The organism is Streptomyces xylophagus (assembly GCF_000716435.1).
GTDB classification, from domain to species: domain Bacteria; phylum Actinomycetota; class Actinomycetes; order Streptomycetales; family Streptomycetaceae; genus Streptomyces; species Streptomyces xylophagus.
The window spans coordinates 68982-86089 of record NZ_JNWO01000004.1 but is presented as its reverse complement, the minus strand read 5'-3'; the positions used below and the strand labels follow the sequence as shown (position 1 = coordinate 86089).

The window sequence follows — 17108 nt, the reverse complement described above, 5'->3', positions numbered from 1 at the left end:
CGGAGGCTTCAGCCTGCGGCGGCCTCGGCGAGATCTGTCGGCTGTGCGGTCGAGCCGACTGCCACCTGAGCGAGCAGGCGCAGTGAAGTCTCCGACGCCGTACCGGAGTCGGCGGTCGCGACGACGATGCGCTGGCCCTCCTCCTGCGGAACGTTGAGGGTCTGCAGGTTGAGCCGCATGCGGCCGACGAGGGGATGGTGCATGCGGTAGGTGGCGAGGTCCCACTTCCGCACCCGGTGCTCGGACCACATCGACGCGAACTCCTCGCTCTTCATGGTGAGTTCGCCGATGAGCGCGGCCAGCCGGGGATCGTCCGGATGCTGCCCGGCGGCGAGCCGCAGCTTCCCCACCACGTCCCGGGCCTTCTTCGGCCAGTCCACGTCGTACAGGTCCCGGGTGTGCGCGTCGAGGAACACCAGCCGTGCGGTGTTGGGCCGTTGGTCGGGCCGGTCGGGGATCTCCGGGTCCAGATGCCCGGCGAACAGGGCGTGCGCGGTGCGGTTCCAGGCCAGTACGTCGCTACGGCGGCCGAGGACGAGCGCGGGGGCGTCGCCGAACGCGGCGAGGAGTTGCCGGGTGGTGTCGGCGGCGCGTTCCGGCGCGGGCCTGCGCTGGACAGCGCTGCGGCGTGCGGCGCGGGCGAGGTCGTGCAGGTGGGCGCGTTCGACTTCGTCGAGGCTCAGGGCGCGGGCGAGGGCGTCCAGCACTTCGGGGGACGCGTTGAGCGACTGCCCCTGCTCAAGTCGCGTGTAGTAGGACAGCCCCACCCCGGCGAGCCGCGCCAACTCGTCCCGGCGCAGACCGGGCACGCGACGGCGCTCGCCGAAATCGGGGATGCCCACATCCGCCGGCCGCAACTGCGAGCGGCGCATCTTGAGGAACTCGCCCAGGCGGGGCTTCTTGTCCATGAGCCGAGTATCGGGCACATGGTTGCGGGCCAGCCTGCCCCTGGCATGGGCAGGCTGCGGGCGGTCGCCCGTTCCAGACTCGGAGCCCACCACCCGTAGTACCGACGAAGAGGGAACCGCCATGTCTGCGCTGTACACCACCGAGGCCCTGTCGACCGGCGACGGCCGCAACGGAGAAGTCCGTTCCGTCGACGGCGTGTTGGACGAACTCCTCGCCGTCCCGAAGGAGATGGGCGGCCCCGGCGGCGACAGGACCAACCCGGAGCAGCTCTTCGCCGCCGGTTACGCCGCCTGCTTCCACAACGGCCTCCGCCTCATCGCGAGCGGGCAGGGTGTCCAACTGGGCGCCTCCACCGTCCAGTCGAAGGTCAGCCTCCTCGCCCTGGAGTCGGGCGGCTTCACCCTCGCCGTGTCCCTGACCGCCCACCTGCCCGGCCTGGAGCAGTCCACCGCCGACCAGTTGGTCAAGGCCACGCACGAGGTGTGCCCGTACTCCAACGCCACCCGGGGCAACATCGAGGTGATCCTCAAGGCCACGGTGAAGTAGGTGAAGTAAGGGCACAGCGCGCGGGTTCGCGGTCAGCCGATGTAGCCCTCCAGGTCGGCGACGACGCCGACCGATCCGTTCGAGTTGTGGATGTGGATGTCGCCGTTGCCGTCCACGGGGACCACGGCCAGGATCGGTCGGGTCTCGCCGGCGGTCAGGTTGTCGTTGGACACGTTCGGCAGATCGCCGGCGCCGTAGGCCGTCAGGTGGGTGCCGGTGGTCGGGCCGACAGCGGTGAGGTTGACCAGCACGGCGGTCGCGTCGGCCGGGACGCCGGCGACACCGGCGACCTTCACGGTGAGGGTGCCGTTCGCGCCCAGCGAGTGGGCCGGGGCGCCCGTGCCGTTGCGGGTGTCGAGGAAGCGGGTGGGGTTGGCCGGAACGAAGGGGCTGCCGATGGGGGAGGTGCCGTCTCTGGAGTTGACGTAGAGGCCCTGGAGGTCGGCGATCAGGTGGACGTGTCCGCCGCTGTTGTAGATCTCGATCTTGCCGCCGCTGCACACCTTCGTCACGACCAGGTTGGAAACGGTCTGCCCGGCGCGGTAGTTGAGGTTCGACGTGCTCGGGCGGCCGCCGCAGTAGACGGTGACCACTCCGCTGCCGGTGCCTCCGGTCACGGTGACGTTGAGGACGGCGCCGACGGTGCCCAGGCCCTGTCCCTCCTTGGGAAGGGTGACCGTCGTCGTGCTGCCCGGCGCTACCTCGCCCTTGGCGGCGCCGGTGCCGTTGCGGGTGTCCAGGACCCGGGTCGGGGTGACCGGTGCGAGGTCGCTCATGCCGTCGCTCGTGTCGGCCTTGGTCGTGAAGTAGCCCTGGGTGTCGGCGACGAGGTCCACGTCGCCGTGGGCGTTGTACAGGTCGACGTAACCGTCCGCGCCCACCTTGACCGTGACCAGGTTCGGGTTGGTCCGCCCGGCGGTGAAGTCGAGGTCGGACGCGGTCGGGCGGCTCGTGCCGTCCGGGTACACCGTGACGTAGCCGCTCGCGGTGGCATTGGTGTCGGTGACGTTCATGGTGACCGCGGTCACCCCGGAGGTCGGGATGCCGCCCACCCCGAGGACCTTGAGGCGGACCACGCCCCCGGGACCCACCCGCCGCTTGGCCGCGCCGGTGCCGGAGCGGGTGTCCAGGACACGCTTCGGGCTGGTGGCGACGTAGGCCGGGCCGACCGTGGTCCGGGTGGTCGCGGTGGCGGTGCGCCCGCCGGAGTCGGTGAGCTGCTGGGTGACGGTGTAGGTGCCTGCGGCGGTGTACGTGTGCTGGACGAAGCCCTTGGAGCCGGTCACGGAGACTGCCGCCGAGCCGTCGCCGTAGGTGATCCGGTCGCTGGTGATCGGGTAGCCGCTGAAGCCGGAGGCGGCGAAGTTGCAGCTGGTGGTGTCCGGGAGGGCGGGGGCGGTGTCGCAGCTGACGGTCCCCGTCAGCGCGGGCAGCGGGTGGACCGGGAAGTAGCCGCTGTTCTCGGTGCCCAGCTCGGTGCCGTCCGGCCGGTACGTCGTGACCGTGGCGTAGATGTCGGTGCCTGTGGTGGGCTGCGTGTACGTGTGGGTGGCCGAACCGGTGGTGGACGTGGCCGTCGTGCCGTCCCCGAAGTCGAAGGTGTAGCTGTAGCCATCGAGGGAGTCCGACCACGGGTTGGTGAAGTTGGCCTTGAAGGTCACCGGCACACCGACGTACACGTCCGTGGACGAAAGGCCGGGTGTCGTCACGTTCAGCGGGTCCTGGACCTCGGTCACGCCCCGGTCGTAGTCGCCGGCGCCCGTGCCGGTGTCGGCGACGAGCGGGTCGTCGACCCGCTGTGCGCCGTGCAGGTCGGTGGGGAGTTCGCCCGGCGCGTCGGCGTCGGCCGAGTCGATCAGCGGCGAGTGCTCCGTGGGCAGGCCTGACGTGGTGGTGAGCCTCACGTCCGTCTTGTCCAGGTCGTGGGCTCCCTGGCCGGTGCCGGTCAGGAACGCCTGCCGGGTGCCGTACGCGGTGCCGGCCCAGTCGTAGTCGGTGCCGGTCGACCGGGAGTTGACCGCGTTGTAGTCCGCGGTGACCCGCGGTGCGGAGGAGGCGTCCACCGTGATCTCGGCGGGGGTGCCGGTGTCCGCGCAGGATGCCGATATGTCGGGGAGCGCGACGGTGTTCTCGACGGACCCGGAGCTGCCGCCGGTCAGGCTGACGGCGTTGCCGCAGGACGTCTCGATGGTGTCGCCCGCCAGGTGGAGGCCCGTGGTGCCGACGGCCGTGACGCCTCCGCCGAGCCGGATGGCGTCGTCGGCCAGCGTGATGTCCGACGCTCCGGCCGCGCTCGCGAAGGCCGGGCCGCCGGACTCGGGCGAGATGAACAGCCGGGTGAGCGAGATGCCGGAGGACGATCCGTCGACGGCGATCGTCTCGGCGGTGCCGGGGGCCGAATCCGCCGTAGTGATCCGGCCCGTGTCGTAGGTGATGTGCCGGGACCCGGAGACCACCAGGGTGTTCGTCCCGCCCGACGACAGGTTGAAACCGGTCACGTCGACGTACTGGGCACCGGAGAAGGTCACCGCCGGTGTCGAGGTCCCGCGCAGGAAGGCGGTGCCGGTGGCGGTCGGACTGTCGCCGGGAGCCGTGACGAAGGTGACGGCCGCGTCCGCGGTGCCGGCCGACGCGATGGTCACCGGGGCGTACTGCGTCTTGTTCCGCGCCACATGGACGGTGTCCCCGGCCGTTGCCGCGTCCGCGGCCGGCTGGATCTGGCAGAAGGGCTCCGCCTGCGAACCGGGTCCGGTGTCGCTGCAGCCGACGGCGTCGTCGTCGACGTACAGGGCCGTGCCTGCGGCGGTGTCGGCGTGGGCGACTCCGGTGACGGGACCGCCGATCAGCACGGAGAGGACGGCGATGGATCTCACGAGCAGTCGTCTGCGGCGCATGGACATGTTCCCCCTGGAGTTGGCGGAACGATACGGCAGCTCGGCGGAGGCGGGCCGTCAGGATGCGACTTCACTGCCGACTTTTGATCATCCGATTACCTCACCCCCAGGCCGGGAACAGATAAATGCAGGGCACACGCTTGCCCTGGAAGTTAGGTAAGCCTTACTATTCGTCTTCGCACCACTTTGGGCCACGGCCGTCACCCCGGCCGACCCGCGGCGAGCGCTCCACCGACGCAGCCTGGCCGTCCTCCCCCGTCCCTCATGGGCCTGGGAGGTACCCCAGCCGGAACCCGCTCACAGGACCCGCACTTGAATCAGCGCACCTTCGGGCTGTACGACCCTGCCCGCGACCACAGCGACTGCGGCGTCGGCTTCCTCACCCGTCTCGACGGGATGGCCGGCCATGACGTCATCCGCAAGGGCGACGAGGCGCTCCGCGCCATCCCGCACCGGGGCGGCACCTCCGCCGAGGGCGTCGGTGACGGCGCGGGCGTGAGCGTCGACCTGTCGGTGGAGTTCTTCGGCGCCGTCACCGGCGAGGAACTGCGCGCCGGGCACTTCGGCGTCGCCAACTGCTTCGTACCGACCGGCACTTCGGACCGCCGCGAGGCCGCCCTGCACCTGGTCGGCCGCAGCATCGCCGAGCAGGGCTTCGACGTGCTGCTCGTGCGGGACGTACCCGTGGATCACAGCGTCGCCAGGCCCGCCGCCGAGCCGCATCAACTACCCATCGTGCAATGGGTGTTCCGGGCGCCCGAGCAGTGGACACGCGCCGAGGTCGATGCCGCCGCGCATCGCGCCCTGCTCGCGATCGAGGCCGTCGCCTACGCCGACGACACCTACGCCGGGTTGTACCCGCTGTCGCTCAGCGCGCGCACCCAGGTGCTCAAGGGACGGCTCAACTCCGCAGAAGTCATCGGGTACTTCCGCGATCTCAGCGACCCGCGGCACTCCGTCCGCTCGCTGTACTTCCACACCCGGTTCTCCACGAACACCGAGCCGCACCCGACGATGGCGCAGCCGTTCCGCCTCATGGCGCACAACGGAGAACTCAACACCGACCGCAAGAACCGGCTCAGTGACGAGGCCCTGGCGCGCGCCCGTACCCGTCGCATCGTCCGTCCGCCCGGTCAGTCCGACTCCAGCCGCCTCGACCAGACCCTGCAGAGCCGGGTGTTCGACGACGGCCTGGACCTCGTCGAGGCCGTCGTGTCGCTCATGCCGCCCGCCTGGGAGAACGACCGCACTCTGCCGGTCGCCGTACGGGACATGCTCGAGTACTTCTCCCTCTACGAGGAGAAGAACGACGGGCCCGCCGCCGTCATCTTCAGCGACGGGGACGTCATCGGCGCGCGTCTCGACCGGCTCGGGCTGCGTCCGCTGCGTACCGTCGAGACCGCCGAGTACCTGATGGTGGCGTCGGAGGCCGGGCAAGTCGCCTTCCCGGACGCGGAAGTTGTGCACCGGGGGCGGATCGAGGCCGGCGGCATGCTCGTCGTCGACCACCGCACCGGACGCCGGATGCGCACGCGCGAGGTGCTCGACACCCTCGCCTCCCGACGGCCGTACTCCCAACTCCTCGACGCGGCACGGGTGAACCTCGACGACCTGCCCGCGCCCGACTACTACCGCGGCACCACCACCCTCGGCTACGACGGTGATCTCGCCCTCGCCGGACGGTACGTGGCGTACTCGCTGAACCAGGAGAGCTTCCGGTTCATGCTCGACCCGATGCTCGCCAACGGGTCTGAGCGGATCTCGGCGATGGGCTACGGCAACGCCATCAACGCGCTCAGCGACACCGAGGGCGGCATGGCGAAGTACTTCTCGCAGCGCTTCGCCCAGGTCACCAACCCGCCGCTCGACAGCCTCCGCGAGGCCGACGGCATGAGCATGCGCGTCGCCCTCGGCCCCAAGCCCGACGGCACGGGGACTGTCGGCGGACGCCAACTCGTCGTCTCCTCCCCCGTCTTGGGCCATCTCGACATGGTCCGGCTGCGGGACCAGCGGATCGTCCCGCTGGAACGGTTCGACATGCTCTACGACCCGGTGGTCGGCGACGAGACCGCCAACGCCGACTCGTTGCGCGCCGCGCTGGACCGACTCTGCGACGAGGTCGAGCAGTTCGCCGCAGGGGAGGGCGGTATCGCCGTCCTCACCGACCGGGCGATCTCGTCCTCGCGTGCGCCGCTGCCCGTCATCCTCGCCGTCGCCGCCGTGAACCAGCGGCTCATCGAGACCGGGCTGCGGCTGCGGGTCTCGATCGTGGCGGAGAGCGGGCAGTTGCCGTCGTCGCACCACGTCGCGACCGCGCTCGGCTTCGGCGCCTCCGCCGTCTACAGCCTCAGTGCGCGGCTGCGGGCGGAAGAGAAGCACCCGAGCGAACCCGCGCCGGCCGGTGAAGTGACGGAAACCGACCGGGCGTTGGCGCGGTTCCGCAAGGCGGCCGAGAAGGCCCTCGCCAAGACCATGGGGCGGGTGGGGCTGTGCACCGCCGAGAGTTACATCGGCGGCGCGTTCTTCGAGCCCAACTACCTCGACACCCGCGACGACGTCTTCGCGCGGGCCTTCCCGCACATGGAGGCGCCGGTCGGCGGAGTCGGCTTCGCACGGATCGCGCAGGCCGCGACCGAGTGGCACGAGCGGGCCCGCGCCGTGGAGACCGAGCAACAGGTGCCGCTGCTGGGGCTGTTCAAGGAACGGTCGGACGGGGCCGGGCACTCGTTCGGGGTCTCGGCCGTGCGCGGGTTCGGTGACATGGCCGAGGAGCGGCCGGAGTTCGGGCGCGAGAACGACTCCGAGGCGCTGCGCCTCCTCACCCTCGGCCAGCTCGACGACGCGTTCGGCATCACCGACTCCGCCTACCGCAACACGGGTTACGACGCGCTCAGCGACGCCGAGATCGACGCGTTCCGGATCACCCCCGGGTACCGCGCCTTCCTGCGGACCACCCACGAGGAACGGTCACGTCGGCCGGCCGCGCTGCGGGACGTGCTCGCGCTGCCCGCCGACGTCACGGGGTTGCGCACGCCGGAGGACTTCGCCCGCGAGCTGGGACGGTTCTCGACGAGCGGCAACGCGAGCGTGACGGTCAGGGGCGTCGTCGCGACCGTCGCCGAGCAGTCGGCGGACACGGTGACAGCCCGTCTGCAACTCTCCTCCCCCGGAAGCGAGTTGCACACCGCCCTCGCCGACGGCCTCGCCCTCGCGCACCCCGGCGAGGTCGAGACGCTCCACGCGGACGCCGACGGAGTCACGGTCACCGCCACCGGCACAGCCGCCCGCCTCCTCGCCCTCCTCCGCCCCGCCCCCGACAGCGTCCAACTCACCGACGTACAGCCCGCGCACGAGATCACCCGCACTCTCGCCTCCGGCGCGATGAGCCACGGCGCGCTCGTCGCGACCGCGCACGAGGCCGTCGCGCACGGCACGAACATGGTGGGCGCGATGTCCAACAGTGGTGAGGGCGGCGAGCATCGGTCCCGGTACGGCACGATCCGGGGCTCGCGGATCAAGCAGTTCGCGTCGGGCCGGTTCGGGATCTGGGCGGGGTATCTCGCCGACCCGATGCTCCAGGAGCTGGAGATCAAGATCGGGCAGGGCGCGAAGCCGGGCGAGGGCGGCCAGTTGCCCGCGCCGAAGGTCACCGTGGACATCGCGGCGGCGCGCGGCGGCACCCCCGGCATCGAACTCATCTCCCCTCCCCCGCACCACGACACGTACTCCATCGAGGACTTGGCCCAGCTCATCCACGACTGCAAGGCCGCCCGCGTGCGGGTGGTGGTGAAGCTGGTGTCGTCCGAGGGCATCGGCACCATCGCGGTCGGTGTCGCCAAGGCCGGCGCGGACGTCATCAACGTCGCCGGGAACACCGGCGGTACGGGTGCGGCGGCCGTCACCAGCCTCAAGTACGCGGGCCGTTCGGCGGAGATCGGTGTCGCCGAGGTCCACCAGGCCCTCGTGGCCAACGGGTTGCGGCAGAAGGTGGTCCTGCGCTGCTCCGGCGCGCACCAGACCGGCGGTGACGTCGTGACCTCGGCGCTGCTCGGCGGCGACAGCTTCGAGTTCGGTACGACCGCGCTCATGATGCTCGGCTGCGTCATGGCGAAGAACTGCAATGTGAAGTGCCCGGCCGGTCTCACCACCAACTCCGAGGCGTTCGAGGGCGATCCGCGCGCACTGGCCCAGTACCTGCTCAACATCGCGCACGACGTCCGCCAGATCCTCGCCCGCCTCGGCCTGCGCTCGCTGCGCGAGGCCCGGGGCCGTACGGACCTGCTCCAGCTCCTCGACCACCCGGCGAGCGTCGGCCGCCTCGACGTCCGGCGCCTGCTCGCGCGCGTGCCCGAGAAGGTCGTGGCCGAACCGGAGTACCTGGAAAAGGACTTCACCACCGACGACGCCCTCATCGAACGCGTCCGGGCCGCACTGGTCGAGCGCCGCGAACCGGCCCTGCTCGTCGACGGCATCCACCTCCGCAACAGCGACAAGTCGGTCGGCGGCCAGCTCTCCATCGACGTGGAACGGCTGCTCAACCACCAACTGGCCGCTGACGCACCGGCGTTCACCACGGACGACCGAGGCCGTCGCCGCCTCGTCGACGACGCGGTCCGCATCCGCACCACCGGCTCGGCCGGTCAGTCGTACGGCGTCTTCTGCAACGACGGCATCACCCTCGAACACACCGGCACCGCGAACGACGGCGTCGGCAAGAGCCAGAGCGGCGGCCGGATCATGGTCCGCGCGCCGGGCGGCGGCAGCACCGAGCGCGGCGGGAACGTCCTCGTCGGGAACTTCGCGCTGTTCGGCGCGACCGGCGGGCGGACGTTCGTACAGGGAGAGGCCGGTGACCGGTTCGCCGTGCGCAACTCCGGTGCGACGGCGGTCGTCGAGGGGCTCGGCGACTTCGGCTGCGAGTACATGACGGGCGGTACGGTCCTCAACCTCGGCGGCTTCGGCAAGGGCCTCGGCAACGGCATGAGCGGCGGATTCCTCTACCAGTACGACCCGTCGGGCGAGTTGGCCGACCGCGTGAGCGCCGACTCTCTCCTCGTGTTCCCGGTGACCGACACCGGGCACGGCGCCTTCCACGAGGAGGCCGTACGACTGCTGCTGGCATGGCATGTGGAGGCCACGGGCTCCGAGTTGGCGGCACGGCTGCTCCACGACTGGCAGTCCCAGCGGCGGCACGTGTACTGCGGAATGCCCCGCGCGCTGCTCCTGTACCAGGACGCCGGCGAGATCCTCGCGGCCGCCACCCGTGGAGAGCTGCTGGACGAGCTGGCGACCTCGATCGCGACGGACAAGTTGCGGGCCTTCAAGGTCGACTACCGCGACCGGCGCACCGTACTGGGCGGCCGAGCACCGGCGTTCGGCGACCAGGGCAGTGACGACATGTTCTCGCTGCTGTCGTCGTACACCGTGCTCGCCGTCGCACAGGACCTCGCGCTGCAACGGGTGCCGGGCGCGACCGGCCCGGACGACCCCCGGGTCGCCGAGGCCGTCCGCAACCTCGTCCTCACCGAGGACTTCTTCGTCAAGCAGCGGGTGGTGAAGTACCTGCGCGGCACGCTGGAGCGGTTCGACGACGACGAGTTGGCGACGCTCATCGCGAGCAAGCGCCTCGACGACTACAAGCGCGCGCTCCGGCAGCGCAACAACCTCAGCGTGGACGCCCCCGGCACCTACGGCTGGATCGTCCACCAGCACACGAAGAACGCGGCCCGGGTACGCGCCGCCCGCTTCGACGAGTTGCTCGCGACCGCCGCCCTCGAGGACATCGCCACGCGCCGCGCCCCGCAGGCCCCGACCGAGACGGTGACCACGTGACGCTCATGCCCCCGACCGGGTCCCTCATCCCGGCCGACGCACCGTTCTCCGCCCAACAGGAGGCGTGGCTGGCCGGGTTCATCGCCGGCATCGCCGCCGCCGGACGCCGGGAGGGCGGGGCGACGGACACGCCCGCCGCCACCGTCGACGTCCTGTTCGGCACGCAGACGGGCAACGCAGAGTTCCTCGCCGACGAACTCGTAGCCGGGGCACGGTCACGTGGACTCGGCTCCACAGCGACCCCACTGGACGCCGTCACACCCGCCCAACTAGCCGCGATGTCCCATGTGTTGGTCGTCACCTCGACCTACGGCGAGGGCGAACTCCCCGACAACGCGGGGCTGTTCTGGGAGGCGCTCCAGTCCGACACCGCACCCCGCCTCGAAGGACTGCGGTACGCCGTTCTCGGGCTCGGCGACCGCGGCTACGACGACTTCTGCCAGGCCGCGAAGCTCATCGACACCCGACTGGAGCAACTCGGGGCAGGCCGGCTCCACGAACGCCTCGACTGCGACGTCGACTTCGAGGAACCGGCGGCGGAGTGGACGACGACGGTCCTGGACCGGCTGGTGGCCGAGACCGGCGCAACAGGCTCAACAGGCGGCAGTACAGAGGCTGTTGTTCCCCGACCCCGCTCCACCTGGAACAAGCGCACCCCGTACCGCTCCCGGCTCGCGGTGAACCGGCTCCTGTCCTCCCCGCACAGCGCGAAGGAGATCCGCCACTACGAGTTCGACCTCGGCGACAGCGGCATCACCTACGAGGCGGGGGACGCGCTGGCCGTCGTACCACTGAACGACGACGGGCTCGTAGGCGCGCTCCTGGAGCACCTGGGCGCGACCGGCGACGAGGAGGCGGCACAGGCGCTGCGCACGGGCAGCGAAATCCGCACCCCGTCAAAGGAGTTGATCGCCGACCTGGTCGAACGCGCGCCGTCGAGCGAACTGGCCGCGGTCGTCGCACACGGCGACCGCTCCGACCTCGACTCCTGGCTCTGGGGCCGGGACATCCTCGACCTGCTCCGCGACGCAGGCCCCGCGGCCACCCCGTCCCTGTCCGAACTCCTGCCGCTGCTAAGGCCGTTGCAGGCCCGCCAGTACTCGATCTCGTCGAGCCCGCTCGCCCACCCGGACCGCATCCACCTCACGGTCGCGTCCGTCCGCTACGGCAACGCGCATCACCGCCGGTACGAGGGCGTCGCGTCGACCTACCTCGCGGACCGAACAGGCGGCGCCGACACGGCCGTAGACATCTATGTCCAGCCCAACGCCTCCTTCGGCGTCCCGGCGGACGACAGCGCACCGATGGTCATGATCGGCCCCGGCACGGGCATCGCACCGTTCCGCGGCTTCCTGCACGAACGGGCGGCGCGGGGTGCCTCCGGCCGCAACTGGCTGTTCTTCGGCGACCGTCACCGCGAGACGGACTTCGTCTACGAGGACGAGTTGACGCAGCTGCGGGAGCGCGGCGTGCTCACCGAACTCGACCTCGCGTTCTCGCGCGACCAGGCCGAGAAGGTGTACGTGCAGACGCGGATGCGGGAACGATCGCGGGAGTTGTACGGGTGGCTGGAGGACGGCGCGCACGTCTACGTCTGCGGTGACGCCTCGCGGATGGCGAAGGACGTCGAGGCGGCACTGCTGGGTGTCGTGGCGGAGCAGCGCGGACGCGGGGACGACGACGCGGCGGAGTACCTCGCGGACCTGCGCCGGGCCAAGCGCTATGTACGGGACGTGTATTGAGGATGACCGACCAGCAGGGTTGTGGGTTCGAGGGATGCTGCGGGCGGCGAGGCGGCATTGGGGCCAGCGGCGGGAGTACGCGTTTGATCGACGCGCGGATGCCGGAGTTGGCGCGGTGTCTGACGCTGTTCCAGTACGTCCAGGCGGTCACCGGCGGCCCGGTCGCGAGGATCGACCAGGCCGGGAGCTACGCGGAACCGAGCCTGCGCGGTGGGGCGTTCGCCGTCCGGGCGGGTTCGATCGCGCTGCGGATCGACGCCGCCGGGGTCGACACGGCGGTGGTCGCGCGGGACGAGGACGCCGTAGCCCTGCGCCTGCTCGACACCGTGGGCCGGACCGTGCATCAGGGACGGTTGCTGTCCGAGGGGGACCGGCTGCTGGCCGGGCTCGCGCCCACGGTGCACGCGGGGGCGGCCCGGTCCGCCGTACCGTCCGCGCCCCCGGAGGTCCCGGCGTGGGAGCACGGCGACCAACTGGCCCAGTTCGACGCGGTGTTGGCGGACGGCGGGATCGCCCGACGCACGTCGTTCCACCGCTACGACGGCGGTGCGTACCGGCCGATCGAGGTCGACGTCGTGGCGTCGGTGCTCGACCACGTCTGTTCCGTCGGACTGCCCATCGGTGTCGCGGTGTTCGCCCCGGCGGTCATGCAAGCGTGCGGCGGCCGGGTGCACGTCACCGATCGGACGGTCGGCGGGCGGGTGTTCGCGGCGGTCGCGGAGAGCTCGGTGGAGATCGACCTCGCCGCCGTCCGGGCCTGTCACCTCGTCCGTTCCCTGGCCGCGCACGGTCCGACCTCGGCGCTCGAACTCGACGACGAGGACGGGCGATGCGTCGCGGTGATCACGCAGTTCGGGATGGTCGGGGCGGATGTGCATGAGGCGTGGGAGGATCTGGCGGCTTCGCTGCCGGACGCCTGATTGTCCGGATGGGCGGGGAGTGCCCCCGCCCATCCCGTGGGTCAGCCGATCTTGTCCGTGAAGCCCGCCGACAGAACCGTGTGATAGGTGACCTTGCCCTTGCTGGGGCCCGCGGTCCACGTGAAGGTGTACTCCAGGATCGCGCTGGTCTTCGGGTCGACGATCACCCGGCCGACGCTCGTGGCCTCCGCGAACTCCACGGCCGTACCGCCGCGCCCGGTGCTGTCCTTGACCTGGCCGACCAGCTTGACGCCCTTGAGCCCGGCCATCGCCTTGAAGAGCCCGGCCCGCAGTTTCGGGCCGGCCGGGGACTCGGTGAGCAGGCTGGCCGCCTGGTCGAAGGGCGAGATGCTCTTGGGCCGCGGCGGAGTCTGCAGCAGCGCGAGCAACTGCGCCGGGTCGGTGGTGAGTTGCTCCAGGCCCTTCCAGTCGAGGTCCTTCGGCCCGAACTGCCAGTCGGGGTGCTGCCCCTTCTTGGCGGCCTTCCCGCTGTTGACGACGTATTCGTCCATGGACTGTGAGATGTACTCGTCCCCGACCGTCGTCCGCATCTTCCAGTACTTCCCCGAGGAAGCCGACTGGCTGGCGGCCACCGTGGAGATGTCGTCCAGGAAGACGGCCGCGGTGTTCGCGCGCGCCCCGCTGTGCGTGCCGGTGCCCGCCGGGGTCGCGCCGGTGTTCGCGTAGGTCACCACGCCGGTCGCCACCGCGGCTGTGGTCAGCAGCGCGATCAGGGCACGGCGGCGCCCGGAGATCCGCCGGAGCGGTACCACTGCGGCAACGCCGGCTTTCGCTCCGGCCGCCCCCTCTGCGCCCCTCGCCCCTCCCGTGGCCACCGTGCCCTCCGTGGCCACCGCCGCCTCGACCTCCGCGAGCACCCTGGCCAACGCCCGTTCCGAGAGCGGCTCGACGAGCCCGGCCGTGGCCAGTTCATCGGCACCGGGGAAGTCCAGCAGCGCACCTCGCTCGTTCATACCCATACCGTTCGCCTCCGAGTTGTCGTACGTGGTCATGCGAGGTCTCCTGTCGCGGTCAGGTTTCGTCCCGCCGGGCGGGGCATCGTGAGGCGGTCGCGCAGTCGGCCCCGGGCCCGGTGCAGCCGCGAACGCGCGGTGCCCGCGGGGATGCCCACGACGACGGCGGCCTCGGCCGGGGTGAGCTGCTCCCAGCTGATCAGAAGCAGCAACTCCCGCTCCTCCGGCGGCAGTTCGGCCAGCGCCCGGCGCAGCGCGGGAGCCAGCGCGGCGGCGTCGAGCCGCTGATCCACCAACTGCCAGGGGTCGGTGACATCCGGCCCCGGCGCGGGCTCTTTCCGCCCCGCCCGCCGCAGGTACTGGGCGAGCACATTGTGGGCCACCCCGAACAGCCAGCCCCGGGCCGAACCCCGAGCGGGGTCGAACGTGCGCCGGGCGGCGAACGCCTGCAACCAGGTCTCGGCGAGCAGATCCTCCGCCGCGGTGGGCATACGCCGGGCGAAGTAGCCGTACAGGGCGGACGAGTGCGCCTTCACAAGGGGAGTGAAGGCGGCCGAGTCACCGCGCGCAGACTGCGTCAACTGGGCGTCGCTGTCGCCGTGTTCGCCGCCACGCCGCCGATTGCCCAGTTCCTCCGGGTCATTCGGTTTCACCGAATCTCCGTTTCCGACCGCCGGACGACGGTCTCACCCTGCACTTGTCATCGAACCCCGAGACCGTTCGCGCACCCGCTCAGACTGCTGCACAACTCTCATCGTGAGAGTGGACTTGCATAAAGAGAGTTCACCCCCTACCTTCATGAGAGTCAGCTCTCAGCAAGCGAGACAAACGAGACCTAGCGACAAGGACCCCACCATGACCACCCCCGCCTCTTCCTCCCCCTCCTCCGCCTCCACCCCCGCCACCCGCACCGTCGACCTTCCCGGCGGACTCTCCCTCACCATCGAGGAGTTCGGCGAGAACACCGAGGGCACGGGCGTCCTGGTACTGCACGGCGGCGGCGGCCCGCGCACGGTGACCGGGATCTCCGCCGCGCTGTCCGAGCACGTCTACGTCGTGAAGCCGATCCACCCCGGTTTCGACGGCACGCCCCGCCCCGAGCGCTTCGACACCGTCGCCGACCTGGCCATCGCCTACCTGGACCTGCTCGACACCCTGGACCTCAAGGACGTCATGGTGATCGGCAACTCCATCGGCGGCTGGATCGCCGCCGAGATGGCCCTGCGCGACAACCACGGCCGCATCGGCGCCCTGACCCTGCTGAACGCGGTCGGCATCCACGCCCACATGGTGGAGAACCGCGTCGTCGACCCGCGCGGCATGGCCCCGGCCGACATCAGCCAACTGTCCTTCGCCAAGGCCGAGTTCCGCCCCGACTTCGCCTCCTTCACCGACGAGCAGCGCGCCGCGGGCGCCGCCAACCAGCAGACCCTCGCCGTCTACGGCGGCGAACACTTCACCTACGACCCGAAGCTCCGCGCCCGCCTCCACCGCGTGACCGTGCCGGTCCTGGTCGTCTGGGGCGAGGAGGACGGCATAGCCCCCCTCAAGTACGGCCGCGGCTACGCCGACTCCTTCCCCAACGGCCACTTCGCCCCTATCTCCGACGCGGCCCACTTCCCCCAGATCGAGCAGCTGGGCGCGACGCTCGGCGCGATCGCCGACTTCGTCAGCACGGTGGTGAAGCCGGGGGCGGCGGGTTGAGGGGGGGCGGTCGTAGGGAGGCGGGTTCCGTGACGCCGCCGTCCTTCTACCCGTGAAAGCTCCGCAGAGAGGCCCGGGTCGGGGACCTGGGCCTCTCTGATGCGGGTGCCGATCCACCGCCTTCGGCGTCACCCCCCTGGCGAATCGGCCGAGTTGTAGAAGATCAGTAAAAGATCACCCGCCATCGGCCGCCTCAGGCTCAACAGGCCGGCGCCCCGGTTACGATCATGGGCCAGGACGGGACAAACACGTGTCACCCACTCTTGATGTCCCGTGGCTGTATCGCCGAGAGGCAACCGTGCAAACACCCGGTTCGCCTCTCAGAGCCCCATGAGGCTCGGCGGAAACGTTGATCGACGAAACCAGGGGGAGATCGTCTTCATGAACACACTCGTACGCCGTGCGGCCACCGCGGCGACCACCGGTGCGCTGCTCTTCGGCGGAGCCGTCGCCACGGCTGGAAACGCCCAGGCGGCGCCCACCACGCAGTGCAAGACCAGCACCAAGTCGTTCGACCTTCCCGGCAAGCCGGACGTGAAGGTCAGCGTCAAGATCTGCATCCAGTACACCGGCACCAGCAGCGGCTACCGCCACTACACCGCCTGGGTCAGCAAGGCGTCCTGGGACGGTACGTCCAGCTTCATCGGTGGGACGCGCTTCAACAGTTTCTCGATCCACATGCGCGCTGAACACGGGTCGACCAAGGTCACGAACTGCAGCTACGACATCTGCGAGGACCGCGACATCAGCTCCGAGATCAACGGCTCGGAGAAGGGTTCCAAGACGTTCACGAACGACTACGGCATGGTCTTTGTCAAGACCAAGAAGAAGACCTGGACCGCGGACGGCGACGCCTACCCCGACATCGCGAGTGACGGGAAGTCGGGCAAGACCTGGGAACTGAACGGCACCGCATCCGTTTCCTGACCTTCCGTCCCCACCTCGCACTCCTCGTCGAATCACTCCTCGTCGAAGGCCCCGGAGGACTCGTTCTCCGGGGCCTTCGCCGTCCGCTTCCCCTCTTCTCCCTTGTCTTCTCCCTTGTCCTACGGGAGGGCAGGATCTTGGGTATGAGGATTCTGGTCTTGGGTGGCACCTGATTCCTGGGGAAATGCGTCGTCGAAGCAGCGCCGCTCCGTGGCTGGGATGTGACGACGTTCAGTCGCGGCCGGTCCGGTCGGGATATGCCGGGGGTGCGTACGGTCCGCGGTGATCGTACGGAGGCGGCGGATCTCAACCGGCTTGCTGCCCACGGCCCTTGGGACGCGGTGATCGATACGTCGAGTTCCGAGTTTCCACCGCGCGACGTGCGGCTGGCCGCACAGGCCCTGCGCGACGCGGTGGCGCGGTGGGGGCACGTGTCCACAGTGTCGGTGTACGCGGGGTGGCCGCATCACAGGTTGACCGAGGCGTCCGAAGTGCTGGAGTGCCCGTCGGACGCGGACGAGTCCTTCGGTTACACCGGCGCGGACGGGTCGCCCACCAAGTACGGGTTCCAGAAGGCCGGCGGGGAGCGGGCGGTCGCCGAGGTGTTCGGCGATGGGGCGGTGTTCCTGCGGCCGGGGGTGATCCTCGGGCCGGGTGAGT

Annotated in this window: 10 protein-coding genes and 1 pseudogene; 7 read left to right on the top strand and 4 right to left on the bottom strand. The window is 70.5% G+C overall.

The features are described 5' to 3' along the window. Positions 1–8: 8 nt before the first annotated feature. Positions 9–908, bottom strand: a complete 900-nt coding sequence (locus OO70_RS09825; RefSeq protein WP_043667083.1) for a helix-turn-helix transcriptional regulator — start codon at positions 906–908, stop codon at positions 9–11. Between the two features lie 121 nt (positions 909–1029). Here OO70_RS09825 and OO70_RS09820 point away from each other — a divergent pair, with 121 nt between their 5' ends. Then, the gene (locus OO70_RS09820) at positions 1030–1455 is read left to right on the top strand and encodes an organic hydroperoxide resistance protein (protein WP_043667082.1); all 426 of its coding nucleotides are present in this window, start codon (positions 1030–1032) and stop codon (positions 1453–1455) included. A 32-nt stretch (positions 1456–1487) separates the two neighbouring features. Here the strand turns inward: OO70_RS09820 and OO70_RS09815 are convergent, their stop codons facing one another. Continuing rightward, positions 1488–4349: a PKD domain-containing protein gene (locus OO70_RS09815; RefSeq protein WP_043667080.1), complete on the bottom strand. Its 2862-nt coding sequence runs from the start codon at positions 4347–4349 to the stop codon at positions 1488–1490. A 312-nt stretch (positions 4350–4661) separates the two neighbouring features. On the opposite strand from OO70_RS09815, the gene OO70_RS09810 reads away from it, so the two are divergent. From OO70_RS09810 to OO70_RS09800, 3 genes are all read left to right on the top strand, one after another. Then, the gene (locus OO70_RS09810) at positions 4662–10181 is read left to right on the top strand and encodes a glutamate synthase-related protein (RefSeq protein WP_043667079.1); all 5520 of its coding nucleotides are present in this window, start codon (positions 4662–4664) and stop codon (positions 10179–10181) included. 5 nt (positions 10182–10186) lie between these two features. Next, a complete protein-coding gene (locus OO70_RS09805) occupies positions 10187–11923 on the top strand; it encodes a diflavin oxidoreductase (protein WP_043667714.1) in 1737 nt (578 codons plus the stop codon). 83 nt (positions 11924–12006) lie between these two features. Continuing rightward, positions 12007–12843 carry a hypothetical protein gene (locus OO70_RS09800; protein WP_043667078.1) on the top strand — a complete coding sequence of 279 codons (837 nt, stop codon included), beginning with the start codon at positions 12007–12009 and terminating at the stop codon, positions 12841–12843. Positions 12844–12884: 41 nt separating this feature from the next. Here the strand turns inward: OO70_RS09800 and OO70_RS09795 are convergent, their stop codons facing one another. Together OO70_RS09795 and OO70_RS09790 are read right to left on the bottom strand one after the other, a co-directional pair. After that, the gene (locus tag OO70_RS09795; protein ID WP_043667076.1) at positions 12885–13856 is read right to left on the bottom strand and encodes a hypothetical protein; all 972 of its coding nucleotides are present in this window, start codon (positions 13854–13856) and stop codon (positions 12885–12887) included. Beyond that, positions 13853–14470 carry an RNA polymerase sigma factor gene (locus tag OO70_RS09790; protein WP_234336807.1) on the bottom strand — a complete coding sequence of 206 codons (618 nt, stop codon included), beginning with the start codon at positions 14468–14470 and terminating at the stop codon, positions 13853–13855. Before OO70_RS09790 ends, OO70_RS09795 begins: the two co-directional genes overlap by 4 nt. Before the next feature lie 202 nt (positions 14471–14672). On the opposite strand from OO70_RS09790, the gene OO70_RS09785 reads away from it, so the two are divergent. The 3 genes and pseudogenes from OO70_RS09785 to OO70_RS56830 all read left to right on the top strand — a co-directional run. Continuing rightward, on the top strand, positions 14673–15521 hold the full coding sequence (locus OO70_RS09785; protein ID WP_051741022.1) for an alpha/beta fold hydrolase: 849 nt from the start codon (positions 14673–14675) through the stop codon (positions 15519–15521). Positions 15522–15902: 381 nt separating this feature from the next. Beyond that, positions 15903–16448, top strand: coding sequence for a hypothetical protein (locus OO70_RS09780; RefSeq protein ID WP_043667073.1), 546 nt, complete (start codon positions 15903–15905; stop codon positions 16446–16448). A 221-nt stretch (positions 16449–16669) separates the two neighbouring features. After that, positions 16670–17101 (top strand): annotated as a pseudogene (locus OO70_RS56830) (NAD-dependent epimerase); the annotation flags it as partial. Positions 17102–17108 lie beyond the last annotated feature (7 nt).

Bases quoted from the DNA above. Each gene is read 5' to 3' on its own strand.
- OO70_RS09825 (WP_043667083.1), bottom strand. From the start codon at position 908: ATGGACAAGAAGCCCCGCCTGGGCGAGTTCCTCAAGATGCGCCGCTCG.
- OO70_RS09820 (WP_043667082.1), top strand. From the start codon at position 1,030: ATGTCTGCGCTGTACACCACCGAGGCCCTGTCGACCGGCGACGGCCGC.
- OO70_RS09815 (WP_043667080.1), bottom strand. From the start codon at position 4,349: ATGCGCCGCAGACGACTGCTCGTGAGATCCATCGCCGTCCTCTCCGTG.
- OO70_RS09805 (WP_043667714.1), top strand. From the start codon at position 10,187: ATGCCCCCGACCGGGTCCCTCATCCCGGCCGACGCACCGTTCTCCGCC.
- OO70_RS09795 (WP_043667076.1), bottom strand. From the start codon at position 13,856: ATGACCACGTACGACAACTCGGAGGCGAACGGTATGGGTATGAACGAG.
- OO70_RS09785 (WP_051741022.1), top strand. From the start codon at position 14,673: ATGACCACCCCCGCCTCTTCCTCCCCCTCCTCCGCCTCCACCCCCGCC.
- OO70_RS09780 (WP_043667073.1), top strand. From the start codon at position 15,903: ATGAACACACTCGTACGCCGTGCGGCCACCGCGGCGACCACCGGTGCG.